We start from the raw sequence: 13,025 nt of genomic DNA on the forward strand, positions 1-13,025 counted from the left end.
CCCTCGAACGGCGTTCGCGCACAAAAGGAGGATTTCGCATTGCCCGCACTGCAAAAATGGATCGACTACGAAGAACGCCGCGCGCTGTTCTGGTGGAAACCCAAGAACGGCGAGATCAACGTCGGCGATCACCTGTCCAAGATCATCGTGTCCAACGTGCTGGCGCAGCGCGACCGGACCCTGCTGGACAAGCGCGACAAGCGCAAGCGCCTGATCGCGATCGGCTCGGTGCTGCATTTCGCCAGCGACGGCGACACGGTGTGGGGCAGCGGCATTAACGGCAAGATCCCGGCCGACCGGCATACCTTCCGCACGCTCGACGTGCGCGCCGTGCGCGGTCCCAAGACCCGCGCGTTCCTGCGCGAACGCGGGCTGCAGGTGCCGGAAATCTACGGCGACCCTGGACTGCTGATGCCGCTGTTCTTTCCGCGCGAGGCGCTGGCGCCGCCGGCCGTGCGGCAGCCGTTCCTGATCGTGCCGCACTTCAACGAGCCGTCGGGCAAATACGCGCGCTACAAGGACCAGCTGGTGCTGCCGAACCGGCAGCCGGCCGGATTCGTGCGGCAATTGCTGGGCGCGGAACTGGTCGTCTCCAGTTCCCTGCACGGCCTGATCCTGGCCGAAGCCTACGGCGTGCCGTCGGTGTACCTGGACTGGGGCAACGGCGAGGACCCGTTCAAGTACGACGACTACTACCACGGCACCGGACGCATGCAGTGGCACGCCGGCCACAGCGTGGAGGAGTGCCTGGCCCTGGGCGGCAACGCCCCATTCGATCTGAACGCGGTGCAGCGCGGTCTATTGGACAGTTTCCCCCATGACCTCTGGTGACCCGCGCGCCGAACCCCAGGAGGCGATGGCGCTGGGCGGCTATCGGATCCTGCGCACCACCGAAGCGGCGTTCGCGCACACGCTGTTCCAGGCGCAGGCGCGCGGCGAGCAACGCCAGGTGTTCTTCGCCAACACCAACTTCGTGGTGCAGTGCCAGGCGCTGCGCGAGCGCCTGCGGGCGCCGGGCGTGCGCATCGTCAACGACGGCATCGGCATGGACCTGGGCGCGCTGCTGGTGCATGGCCGCCGTTTCGCCGGCAACCTCAACGGCACCGACCTGATTCCGTACCTGTGCCGGCACAGTCGGCGGCCGCTGCGCTTCTTCCTGCTCGGCGGGCGTCCCGGCGTGGCCCAGGCCGCCGCGCAGACCTTGCGGCAGACCTTGGGCCAGGAGGTGGTCGGCACCTGCGACGGCTACGCCGAGTTCGCGGCCGCGGGCGCCGCGCTGACCGAGCGCATCAACGCCAGCGGCGCCGACGTGGTGCTGGTGGCGTTCGGCAATCCGCTGCAGGAAACCTGGATCCTCGACCACGCCGCGCAGCTGCGTGCGCCCTTGCTGTTCGGGGTCGGCGCGCTGCTGGATTTCCTGTCCGGCAAGGCACAGCGTGCGCCGGCCTGGGTGCGCCGCTTGCACATGGAGTGGATGTATCGTCTGCTGCGCGAACCGCGGCGCCTGCTCAAGCGCTACAGCTGGGATCTGCTGGTGTTCTTCGGCGTGTGCCTGCGCAACGGCCGGCGCCTCGGCTAGGACGTGCCGGCGGCCGGCCGGGACCCGCCGACAGACGGTGCGGCGGACGCCGCCGGTGGTCTAGCCCAGGCCCGGCGACAGGCCCTAAACTGGGCCATGTCTACAGAATCGTCCACTCGCATCGCCGCCTTGCTGCGCGAATTCTCGCTGCTGCCGCACCCGGAAGGCGGACGTTATGCGCGCGTGCACACCTCGGCGCTGCAGGTGCAGCACGCGGGCACCACGCGCCCGGCCTGTACCGCGATCCGCTTCCTGCTGGTGCGCGGCGAGTGCAGCGATTGGCACCGGATCGACGCCGACGAGACCTGGCACTGGGAGGAGGGCGGCGCGCTGGAACTGCTCAGCTTCGATCCGCAGCACGGCCTGCAGCGCTACCGGATGGGCGCCAGCGGCCGCGGCGGCCTGCCTTCGGTGGTGATTCCGGCCGGCAGCTGGCAGGCGGCGCGGCCGCTGGACGACTACAGCCTGGTGCGCTGCGTGGTGGCGCCGGGGTTCCTGTGGGAGCGCTTCGAGTTGCTGCCCGCCACCGATCCGCTGGCGGCGTACCTGCCCAGGCTGTCGGGCTGATATCGTCGCGACGCGCCGGATCTTCGGCGCCGGTCCGAATTGCTGGAGAGTGGCGCGATGCCGATGGCGACTGCGGTGAGAGGCCTGTGTGCGGCACTGCTGCTGGCGTTCGCTGGGCTGACCGCCGCGCATCCGGGCGTACCGCCGGCACCGCCCGCCGCCGCGCCGGTGGTCGATCTGGAGGCGGTGCTGGTGACCGGCCAGCAGCCCGGTCCCGGACTGTGGCAGGTGCGCCGCGGCGACCACGTGCTGTGGATCCTGGGCACGGTGTCGCCGTTGCCCAAGCGCATGCAGTGGGCGTCGGGCGAGGTGGAGCGGGTGATCGGCCAATCGCAGCAGGTGATCGCCGCGCCGACGCTGTCGCTGTCCTCGAACCTGGGCGTGTTCCGCAGCCTGCTGTTGCTGCCGTCGCTGCTGAAGGCGCGGCGCAACCCCGACGACAAGACCCTGCAGCAGATGCTGCCGGCCGAGCTGTATGCGCGGTGGCTGCCGCTGAAGGCGCGCTACCTGGGCCGCGACGCCAGCGTGGAAACGTGGCGGCCGGTGTTCGCCGCGCAGGAGCTGTACGAGGCGGCGATGCGCAAGTCCGGGCTGAGCATGGCCAGCGTCACCGCGCCGGTGATCGAGCGCGCGGCCAAACGCGCCAAGGTGCCGATCGTGCCGGTGGTGGTGGAAGTGAAGGTGCCCGACGCCAAGCGTGCGCTGCAGGAATTCCGCGCGACCTCGTTGAACGACAGCAGCTGTTTCGCGCGGACCCTGCAGGTCATCCAAAGCGACCTGGACACGATGCGGCAACGCGCCAATGCCTGGTCCGAGGGCGATCTCGAGGCGCTCGGCAAGCTGCCGGGCAACGACCAGTACCGGGTGTGCATGGACGCGGTCGGCGAGGCGGCGATCGCACGCAAGCTGGGCCTGGGCGATGTGCGCCAGCGCGCGCTGGGCAAGTGGCTGGAAACGGCGGAGCGGGCGCTGGCGCAGAACCGCTCCAGCTTCGCGGTGCTGTCGATGCAGACCCTGCAGGAAAGCGATGGTCCGCTGGAGCGGCTGCGCGCACGCGGCTACGAGGTGATCGCGCCTTGAGCGGATAAGGTGCGACGCGCATGGCCTGCCTGGCCGCGCCGCACCTGCCGTTCACGCCGTGGCCCAGCGCGCCGCGGCGTCAGCCGGCGGCGGTGCGCGGTGCGTTGGCGCCGGCGGCCAGTTGCGGCCAGCGCGCCAGGATCGCCGCGCGGATGCCGGCGGCGTCGATGCCGGCTTCGGCCAGCAACTGCTCGCGGCTGGCATGGTGCTGGAATGCGTCGGGCAGCCCCAGGTGCAGCACCGGACGCAGCACGCCCTCGGCATTGAGCAGTTCGGCCACGCCGGAACCGGCGCCGCCGGCCACCACGTTGTCCTCGATGGTCACGAAGCCGTCGTGGCTGCGCGCCAGCTCGAGCAGCAGCGCGCGATCCAGCGGTTTGACGAAGCGCATGTTGACCACGCTCAGGCCCAGCTCGCGGCCGACCTGTTCGGCCGCGGCCAGGGGCGCGCCGAACGCCAGCAGCGCCAGCGTGGTGCCCTGGACGCGCAGCTGCGCCTTGCCGATCGGCAGCGTGTCCAGCGCCGTGCCGGGCGCCACGCCGGGGCCGGTGCCGCGCGGATAGCGCACCGCGGCCGGACCGGCATGCTGCAGGCCGGTGCTGAGCAGCTGCCGGCACTCGGCCTCGTCGGCCGGGGCCATCACCACCAGATGCGGCACGCAGCGCAGGAAGCTCAGGTCCAGGTTGCCGGCATGGGTGGCGCCGTCCGGGCCGACCACGCCGCCGCGGTCGATCGCGAACAGCACGTCGAGCTGCTGCACCGCCACGTCGTGCACCAGCTGGTCGTAGCCGCGCTGCAGGAAGGTCGAGTAGATCGCCACCACCGGCTTGGCGCCCTGCGTGGCCATGCCCGCCGCCAGCGTCACCGCATGCTGCTCGGCGATCGCCACGTCGAAGTAGCGCTGCGGGTATTCCTTGCTGAAGCGCACCAGGCCCGAGCCTTCGCGCATCGCCGGGGTGATCGCCAGCAGCGCCGGTTCGGCCGCGGCCATGTCGCAGATCCAGTCGCCGAACACGTCGGTATAGGTCGGCGCCTTGGCGCCCGGCTTGGACACCAGGCCCTTGCTGGGATCGAACGGGCCGACCGCGTGGTAGCCGATCTGGTCGCCCTCGGCCAGTTCGTAGCCCTTGCCCTTGGTGGTGATCACGTGCAGCAGCTGCGGACCCTTGAGCGTCTGCAGCGTCTTCAGCGCGCCGATCAGCGCCGGCAGGTCGTGGCCGTCGATCGGCCCGGTGTAGTGGAAGCCCATCTCCTCGAACAGCGTGGACGGCACGAACATGCCTTTCCAATGCTCCTCCCAGCGGCGCACGAAACGCGCGGTCGGATTGCTCTTCTTGTCGCCGAGGATCTTCTTGCCGCTCTCGCGGATCGCATTGAGCGTCTTGCTGCCGCTCATCCGGCCGAGCATCTTGGTGACCCCGCCGACCGCCTCGGAGATCGACATGCGGTTGTCGTTGAGGATCACCAGCAGGTTCGGTTCCGTCTCCATGCCGCCGGCGTGGTTCAGGGCCTCGTAGGCCATGCCGGCGGTCATCGCGCCATCGCCGATCACCGCCACCACCTTGCGCTCGTCGCCGGCGCGCTGCAGCGCGATGGCCATGCCCAGCGCCGCGGAGATCGAGGTGGAGGAATGGCCGACGCCGAAGGTGTCGTATTCGCTTTCCTCGCGCTTGGGGAACGGCGCCACGCCGCCGGCCTGCTTGACCGAATGGATCTGGTCGCGGCGCCCGGTGAGGATCTTGTGCGGGTAGGTCTGATGGCCGACGTCCCACACCAGCCGATCGACAGGCGTGTCGTACAGATAGTGCAGGGCCACGGTGAGCTCGATCACGCCCAGGCCGGCGCCGAAATGGCCGCCGCTCTTGCCGACGCACTCGATCAGGTAGGCGCGCAGTTCCTCCGCGATCGCCGGCAGCTCCGACTCCTCGAAGCGGCGCAGTTCGGCGGGGATCTGGATGCGCGAGAGGCGCGGATAGCGGGTGGGGTCGATCATCGGGATTCGGGTTCAGCGGACCGTCCATTTTCCTCCCCATTCCAGGCACGGGCAAGCAACCCGTTCAGTTGCGCACGGGCGCAGGCCGCGTTGCGAGGGAGGTGCGGCAATCGGTCGCAGCGCGCAGCGGCGTGCGGTTCAGACCGACAGCTTGGAGCGCTTGGGCAATTGCGCCTTCAGGAACGACATCTGGTCGGCCAGGATGTTGCGGTTGGACAGGATCAGGTGCTCGATCCAGCTCGGCCGGTACGGGACCGCCAGCAGCGGCATTGACGCCTGCTGCGGGGTGCGGTTGCCCTTGCGCGAGTTGCAGTGGAAACACGCGGTGACCACGTTCTCCCAGGTGTCGCGGCCACCCTTGGACACCGGCATGACGTGGTCGCGGGTCAGTTGCGGGCGGCTGAACTGCTGGCCGCAGTACAGGCATAGCTGCGCGTCGCGGGCGAACAGCGCGGTATTGGTCAAGGTGGGCGTGGGATCGAGCGCGCGCGAACGGGCATGGCCGCGCGCGGCGATGATCGGATGCAGATGCAGCACGCTGCGCTCGCCGCTGGCGCGCGACATGCCGCCATGGATGTGCATGCACGGCTCGCCCAGGGTCCAGGCCACCGCGCCGCGCGCATACAGGCAGGCGGCCGATTGCCAGTTGATCCAGTCCAGCACCCGGCCATGCGCATCCAGCGACAGCAGCCGCACCGACGGCAGATGGGCAGGGGGCGACGAAAACGACGCGTCGCCGGCCGAAGCGGCGAAGGCTCCGGTATCGATCAGACCAAGCGTTGTTGTGTCTGTCTCCATCGGGAAAACAGCTTATACCCGATTGTTGACGATTTGTGTATCGAAGCGGGACGGATCCGCGCGACCGGCGCAGTGCGCCGCCGGTCGCGCAGCGCGCGTGGCTCAGAAGTGCGCGTCGGCCATCGCCATCAGCGGTTCGGCACCGGCCTCGATCACCGCGGCATGGGTCAGCGTGCGTGGCAGCAGCTTGGCGTAGTAGAAGCGCGCGGTCTCGCGCTTGGACTGCTTGAACGCCTCGCTCTGCGCCGAGGCGTCGGCGGCGGCGACGCTGCGCGCCCACCAGTAGGCCAGCACCACGTAGCCGGAATAGAACACGTAGTCGTAGCTGGCCGCGCCCAGTTCGTCGGCATTGCCGGCGGCGCGCTGCAGGATGCGCCTGGTCAGCGCCGCCCATTCGCCGGCCTTCTCGCGCAGCGGGCCGACGAACTCGGCCACCGCCGGATTGTCGGCGTGCTCGGCGAGGAAGGCCTCGATCTGCGCCAGGAACAGCTTCAGCCCCGCGCCCTGGCTGGAGGCGGTCTTGCGCCCGATCAGGTCCAGTGCCTGGATGCCGGTGGTGCCTTCGTACAGCGTGGTGATGCGGGCGTCGCGCGCCAGCTGTTCCATGCCGTGCTCGTGGATGTAGCCGTGGCCGCCGAAGCACTGCAGCGCGTGATAGGTGTTCTCCACGCCCCATTCGGTCTGGCAGGCCTTGGAGATCGGGGTCAGGAAACTGACCAGTACGTCGGCCTGCTCGCGCTCGGCCGGATCCTGCGCATGGTGGGCGATGTCGATCAGGGTCGCCGCGTGCAGCGCCAGCAGGCGGCTGCCTTCGGTCAGCGCCTTCACCGTCAGCAGCATGCGGCGCACGTCCGGATGCACCAGGATCGGGTCGGCCGGCTTGTCCGGCAGCTTGGCGCCGGTCAGCGAACGCGACTGCAGGCGTTCGCGCGCATAGCGCAGGGCGTTCTGGTAGGCGCGCTCGGACAGGCCGATGCCCTGCAGGCCGACGCCCAGCCGCGCCGTGTTCATCATCGTAAACATGGCCTGCAGGCCCTTGTGCGGCTGGCCGACCAGATAGCCTTCGGCGCCATCGAAGTTCATCACGCAGGTGGCCGAGCCGTGGATGCCCATCTTGTGCTCCAGCGAGCCGCAGCGCAGCGCGTTGCGCGCGCCGACGCTGCCGTCGCGGGCGACCTTGAACTTCGGCACCACCAGCAGCGAGATGCCCTTGGCCCCGGCCGGCGCATCCGGCAGCCGCGCCAGCACCAGGTGCACGATGTTGTCGGTGAAGTCGTGCTCGCCGGCGGTGATGAAGATCTTGGTGCCGCTGACCGACCAACTGCCATCGGCATTGGGTTCGGCGCGGGTCTTGAGCAGGCCCAGGTCGGTGCCGCAGTGCGGCTCGGTCAGGCACATGGTGCCGGTCCAGCGGCCATCCACCAGCGGCTTCAGGAACACCTCCTGCTGCCAGGCCTCGCCATGCTGCTTCAGCGCCTCGACCGCGCCATGCGAAAGCAGCGGGAAGTTGCCCCAGGCCAGGTTGGCGGCGTTGACCATCTCGTTGAGCGGCACGCCCAGGGTGTGCGGCAGGCCCTGGCCGCCGAACTCGGTGGCCGCGGTCAGGCCGGTCCAGCCGCCTTCTGCGAACTGCCGGTAGGCCTCGCGAAAGCCCGGTGCGGTGGTGACCGCGCCGGTGGTCGCGTCCAGCGTGCAGCCGTGTTCGTCGCCGACCCGGTTCAGCGGCGCCAGCACGCTGCCGGTGAAGCGCGCGGCTTCCTCCAGCACGGCATCGACCACGTCGGTGGTGGCCTCGGCATAGCCGAGGCGGGCGAACAGCGCTTCCACCTGCAGCACGTCGTGCAGCGCGAAGCGCAGGTCGGTCAGCGGGGCTTGATAGGTGCTCATGCGGTCGCTCGAACAGAGGCCGCGGCGCGGCCGAGGTGCGCAGGATACTACGGCGTATGGATGTGGGGCGGGGATTCGGGATGGGGGATTCGGGATTCGTAACGGCCGTCGCGCGGTGCAAGATCGGAACCGGCCGTTGCTTTTACGAATCCCCCATCCCGAATCCCCAATCACGGCTCCCCATGCACCGTGACCGTCGCGGTCATGCCGGCGGCCAGGACCGTGCCACGCGGCACGCTGGCCGGATCGATGCGCACCCGCACCGGCACCCGCTGCGCCAGGCGGATCCAGTTGAAGGTGGGGCTGACGTCGGCGAGCAGCGAGGCGCTGGTCGGGTTGTCGCTGTCGGCGATGCCGCGGGCGATGCCTTCGACCTTGCCGTGCAGCAGCACCCCGCCGCTCATCAGGCGGATGTCGGCACGGTCGCCGACGTGCACCCGCGGCAGCTTGGTCTCCTCGAAGTAGCCGTAGATCCACATCGCATCGTCGCGCACCAGCGCCAGCCGCGCGCTGCCGGCCTGGGCGTAGTCGCCGACGCGCACGTCCAGGTTGGTGACGTAGCCGTCGGCGGTGGCGCGCACCTGGGTGCGTTGCAGGTCCAGCTCGGCCAGATCGACCGCGGCCTGCGCCTGCGCCACCGCCGCCAGCGCCTGCGCCTGGGCGGCGCTGGCCTGGCCGCGCACCGCGGCGGTGCGGTGCACGTCGGCCTGCGCCGAGCGTGCGGTGGCCTCGGCATCGGAACGGGCCTCGGCCGAGATCACCGCCGCGGCGCGCGCGCGGCGTTCGGCCTGGGCGCGGCGCATCTGGAATTCGGCCTCGCTCGCCGCCTGGCTGGCGGCCGCGGCGGAGATGCTGGCGCCGGCCGAGCGCGCCTGCGCCTGCGCCGCGGCCAGGTCGGCGCGGGCCTGCGCCAGCGCCAGCTCGAAGCGCCGGCGGTCGACGCTGAACAAGACGTCGCCGCGCTCGACGTGCTGGTTGTCGGCCACCGCGACCGCATCGACCAGGCCGGACACGTCCGGGGCGATGCGCACCACCTCGGCGCGCACGCGGCCGTCGCGGGTCCATGGCGACAGCATGTAGTGCCGCCACAGCGCGTGCGCGAGCAGGGCGGCGATCAGCACGATCGCGGCGGTCAGGGCGAAACGGATCAGGGCAGGGGTCTTCATGGCGGGACTCAAGGCAAAAGAAGCAGGCCGAGCGCGGCGAACACGCCGACATACAGGGCCAGGCGGAACAGCGGCGGATGCCAGGCGTAGCGGTATAGCCCGGCGCGGCCGGCGAGCGCATCCACCGCCCAGGCGGCGAACAGCAGCGCCACCGCCAGCACCAGCAGGCCGGGCACGTACACGCCGGCGATCGAGATTTCAGCGGGCAGCGCCATCGGCGGCTCCTGGCGGGGTCGGGGCGGGCGCATGCCCGGCGGCGAGGGCGGCGAGCACCGAGTCGGCATCGAGCAGCGCGCCGCGCAGCACATGCAGGTGCTCGCGGGTGCGCTTCCAGCGCAGCGGCACCGCGCCGTCGAGACGGCTCGCCGCCAGCGCCGCGTCGATGCGCTGCAGAGCTAGCCGATGCCGTTCGGGCGAAGGCGCCAGGTACAGCTCGGCCAGTGACTGCACCGCAGCGTCCACATCGGTGGCCAGCGCGTGCGGCAGGTCGCCGTCGGCCGCGTCGCGGCGCAGCTCGACCAGGGTGCGCCCGGTCTCGTGTACCGACAGCGCCCAGCCGAGCAGGTCGCGCAGCTCGTCGCTGCCGTGCGGGGTGTGCGCGACGATCTGCTGGAACAGGTCGCGGTTGACGCTCTCCAGGCGCAGGTGCAGGCCCGGCAGCGGCGCGCGCGCGGCCAGCGTGGTCTGCCGGCGCAGCTGTTCCAGCAGGCGCCGGCGATGCCAGCGCGTGCCGATCACCGGCGGCACGAACACGAACGCCACGCTCACCGCCAGCGTGCCCAGCAGCAGCGGCACCACGCTGTTGAAGGTGGTGACGGCATTGAAGCTCGGCGTCGGCTGCACCGCCAGGATCGAGACGAAGGCCAGATTGGTGCCGGTGGCGAAGCCGAACAGCGCCGGCTTGGACGCCAGGTACAGGGTCAGCAGCAGGAACGGCGCGGTGCCGGCGACGAACAGGCCGTAGCCGTCCATCTGCGGCAGCACCAGCAACTGGCAGACCGCGCCCAGCGCAGCGCCGAACACGAATCCCTTGAACAGCGAGCGTGCCGCCGCCGGCGCGTTGGCGCTGGACGACAGGATCGCGCTCAATGCCACCGCCTGGAACACCGCGGTGGCGCCGCTGATCCAGCCGGCCTGGATCCACATCCAGCACATCGCCGCCACCAGCAGCGCGCTGCGCAGCGCGGTCAGCGCGGCGGCCGCGTAGTCGTTGCCGCGCAGGAACACGGCGGTGTCGCCGCCGGCCTGCGGCGTGCGCCACTGCTGCGGGGCGACCAGCGCGGCCTCTGCGGCGACGTAGTCGTGCAGCTCGGCGAAGAAGCGCCGCAGCAGCGACACGCCGGTGTCGAAATCTTCGTGGCGCGCGCTCGGCAGGGTGTCGCGCACTGCGGCGGCTCGCGGCGCCAGTGCATCGCGGCATTCGGCCAGCCGGCGCGCGGTCTCGACGGTGCGTTCGCGGCCGCCGCGTTCGCTCAACGCGGCTTTCAGCGGCCGGTACAGGCCGATCAGCGCTTCGGCGACATCGCCTTCGGCCTGGCGCAGCAGGCGGTTGATGTAGTGATGCAGCGACTGGAAGCTGGTGGACACCGCCATGAAGCGCTGGTTGAGCAGGCGCAGGCGGCCGCTGCGCACGCGCGCCTCCGGGTCCTCGAACACCACCGAGCTGCGCAGGTCCTCGATCTCCACCGCGTCGCGGACGAAGCGCAGGTGCGCCTGTTCCATCGACGCGCGCGACAGCTGGCCGCCGGTGGCGTCGCGGACGAAATCCAGGAAGCCGTCGTAGGCGCGGCGCACCGTGTCGCGCAGGGTCTGGCGCAAGCGGCTGGGGAACACCACGTCGCTGATCACGCCGGTCACCAGCAGTCCCAGCAGCACTTCGGTGACGCGCGCGGTGACCAGCGCGAACACGTTCTGCGGCTGGTTCACCGCCGGCAGCGCGATCAGCGCCACGGTGTAGCCGGACAGCACGAACGCGTACGCCTTGAAGTTGCGGTACAGCAGCGCGCCGCCGGTACACAGGCCGATCCAGATCGCCAGCACCAGCACGAACAGCACCGGTTCCTGTGGGAACAGCGCCACCATCGCCAGCGCGGCGACGCTGCCGATCAGCGTGCCCAGCACCCGGTAGAACCCCTTCGCGAACACCATGCCGGTCTGCCGGTGCATCACCACCACCACGGTGATCATCGCGGTCATCGGCGAGGACAGGTCCAGGCGCAGCGCGATCCAGCCGGCCAGATAGATCGCCAGCAGCGTGCGCAGCACGAACAGCCAGGCCTCGCCTTCGCCGCGCAGGGCCTCGTCCAGCAGCGTGCGCAGGCGTTGCGGCGGCGCCGCGGCGGGCGCGCTGGCGGCGATGTCGGCGCCGAGTGCGCTCATGCCTCGCCCTCCACGCTGCGCAGCAATTGCTTCAGCAGGTGCTCCAGCTGCGCCAGCTCTGCGCGCTGCAGGTGCCGGACATAACCGCCGAGCTGGGCGCACACGTCGGGCATGAACGCCGCGATCAGGCGTTCGCCCTCGGCGGTCAGGCGCAGCAGCAGCATGCGCCGGTCCTCGGCGCTGGGGGTGCGCTGGATCAGGCCCTTGTCGACCAGGTGGCTGGTCAGGCGGGTGATGTTGGCCGACTTCTCGCTGGCCGCGTCGCTCAGCTGCGACGGGCTCAAGGTCCCGTCCGGGCTGGCGTCGATCATCATCAGCACGTTGTATTCGGAATAGTTCAGGCCATAGGCGCGCAGCATGTCGTTGCCCTGGTCCAGGATCAGCTTGTGCAGCAGCTTGACCAGGCGCACGACCGTGGCCGCATCGCGCGGAAAGCCCGGGTGCTTGCGGTCGGTGATGTCCAGGCGCTGTTCGGTGGCGGCGAAGCGACTCATGGCTGGCGGAGCATTTTGTACATATGTATATATTACATTTATGTACTAAATAGGCGGTAATGGCAGCTGAACGCGTGCGCGGGAGGCATGCGCTCGAAGCATGGGGTAGGGAGACGTCAGCGGCCGCGTTCGTGGGTGGGGTGGCCGCACGTAGCGCTGGGTCCGCCAATGCAGCGGTCATGGTCGCTGTCACGGCGATCGGTGGGCACCGCATCGCCGCCCAAGGTCATAGGCGTTCGAAGCGGTCGCGGAACCGCGCCTGCCGGCGCGGCGGGGTGCGGCTAGCGCAGGACGCCGTCCAGTCCAGGCGCGGGGGTGAGCATGTTGCGGGTGTCGATCTCGAAGTGGCGCTGCTTCTTCTCTTCCGGCGTGGCGTCGATGCTGCCCTTGAGCGTGTATTCGAGGCTGCGGCGGCTGGCCAGGGCGTCGGCGACGGCGATGCGCGCGGCCGAGCTCGGGCGCAGCGCGGCGCTGACCACATCGGCCGTTTCCGGCCCGATCGAGATCCCTGGCGCGAGCTGCAGGGTCCCGGCCGCTTCGCCGCCCATGCCCAGGTCCAGGCGCACGCCGTCGTAGCGCATCGGGATGCTGCTGTAGTTCTGCAGCCGCAACTCCACCTTCCAGCTGCCGTCCAGGTTGACCGTGAGCTGTTGCAGGCTGGCCGCGGGGTCGGACACGCGGCGCACCATGCCGTCGCCGCATGAGGCCAGCAGCGCAGTGCACAACACGAGCAAGCCGAGGCGAAGCCGCTGACGCATGACCGGATTCCAGGACGTGAAGACCGGCGAAGAATACTACGGCGCCGCTGGGCCCGACGCGGTGAGCGCCACGCCGGGGAGGAGGCGTGCGTCCTGCCGGCTGCCGCAGATGCGTCGGTCGCGCGGTTCCGGCCATGGCGGGTCGTCTTGTTGCACGGCTTCGGCTTCGGTGTCGGCACCGGTCCCTTATCGTCCCGCGATCCCGCCGTCCCGCCGCTCCGGTACTCCGGCAGAGCCACGCAATGCATCCGCGCCGCATCGCGTTGCCTGACGTTGCCTCGCCTTGCCTTGCCGCACCACGGCGCCATCGGCATTGGGGCGACG

12 protein-coding genes are annotated in these 13,025 nt (G+C 70.3%); 4 read left to right on the forward strand and 8 right to left on the reverse strand.

What is annotated here, in order from left to right:
- Nucleotides 1-39 precede the first annotated feature (39 nt).
- From NRY95_09340 to NRY95_09355, 4 genes are all read left to right on the forward strand, one after another.
- Entirely contained in the window at nt 40-831 is a 792-nt protein-coding gene (locus NRY95_09340) for a polysaccharide pyruvyl transferase family protein (GenBank protein ID UYC18129.1), read from the forward strand.
- Nucleotides 818-1,579, forward strand: coding sequence for a WecB/TagA/CpsF family glycosyltransferase (locus NRY95_09345; GenBank protein UYC18130.1), 762 nt, complete (start codon nt 818-820; stop codon nt 1,577-1,579). Before NRY95_09340 ends, NRY95_09345 begins: the two co-directional genes overlap by 14 nt.
- 96 nt (nt 1,580-1,675) lie before the next feature.
- Complete coding sequence (locus NRY95_09350; protein ID UYC18131.1) at nt 1,676-2,146, forward strand: cupin domain-containing protein; 471 nt, start codon at nt 1,676-1,678, stop codon at nt 2,144-2,146.
- A gap of 57 nt (nt 2,147-2,203) precedes the next feature.
- A complete protein-coding gene (locus NRY95_09355; GenBank protein UYC18132.1) occupies nt 2,204-3,226 on the forward strand; it encodes a TraB/GumN family protein in 1,023 nt (340 codons plus the stop codon).
- Between the two features lie 79 nt (nt 3,227-3,305).
- On the opposite strand, the gene dxs is transcribed toward NRY95_09355, so the two are convergent.
- The 8 genes from dxs to NRY95_09395 form a co-directional block, all read right to left on the reverse strand.
- Nucleotides 3,306-5,219 (reverse strand): 1-deoxy-D-xylulose-5-phosphate synthase, encoded by a 1,914-nt coding sequence (gene dxs, locus NRY95_09360; GenBank protein UYC18133.1) that lies wholly within the window; start codon nt 5,217-5,219, stop codon nt 3,306-3,308.
- Between the two features lie 138 nt (nt 5,220-5,357).
- Nucleotides 5,358-6,017, reverse strand: coding sequence for an HNH endonuclease (locus NRY95_09365; protein ID UYC18134.1), 660 nt, complete (start codon nt 6,015-6,017; stop codon nt 5,358-5,360).
- Between the two features lie 102 nt (nt 6,018-6,119).
- Nucleotides 6,120-7,904 (reverse strand): acyl-CoA dehydrogenase C-terminal domain-containing protein, encoded by a 1,785-nt coding sequence (locus tag NRY95_09370; protein UYC18135.1) that lies wholly within the window; start codon nt 7,902-7,904, stop codon nt 6,120-6,122.
- Nucleotides 7,905-8,074: 170 nt separating this feature from the next.
- Complete coding sequence (locus NRY95_09375; protein ID UYC18136.1) at nt 8,075-9,070, reverse strand: HlyD family secretion protein; 996 nt, start codon at nt 9,068-9,070, stop codon at nt 8,075-8,077.
- A gap of 8 nt (nt 9,071-9,078) precedes the next feature.
- A complete protein-coding gene (locus tag NRY95_09380; protein UYC18137.1) occupies nt 9,079-9,285 on the reverse strand; it encodes a DUF1656 domain-containing protein in 207 nt (68 codons plus the stop codon).
- Nucleotides 9,269-11,449: an FUSC family protein gene (locus tag NRY95_09385; protein UYC18138.1), complete on the reverse strand. Its 2,181-nt coding sequence runs from the start codon at nt 11,447-11,449 to the stop codon at nt 9,269-9,271. Before NRY95_09385 ends, NRY95_09380 begins: the two co-directional genes overlap by 17 nt.
- Entirely contained in the window at nt 11,446-11,943 is a 498-nt protein-coding gene (locus NRY95_09390; protein ID UYC18139.1) for a MarR family transcriptional regulator, read from the reverse strand. The genes NRY95_09385 and NRY95_09390 overlap by 4 nt, the downstream gene beginning before the upstream one ends.
- 281 nt (nt 11,944-12,224) lie before the next feature.
- The gene (locus NRY95_09395) at nt 12,225-12,701 is read right to left on the reverse strand and encodes an LEA type 2 family protein (protein UYC18140.1); all 477 of its coding nucleotides are present in this window, start codon (nt 12,699-12,701) and stop codon (nt 12,225-12,227) included.
- Nucleotides 12,702-13,025: the final 324 nt, after the last annotated feature.

Origin of the sequence: Xanthomonas campestris pv. phormiicola, from assembly GCA_025666215.1 — a bacterium.
GTDB lineage: Bacteria > Pseudomonadota > Gammaproteobacteria > Xanthomonadales > Xanthomonadaceae > Xanthomonas_A > Xanthomonas_A campestris_A.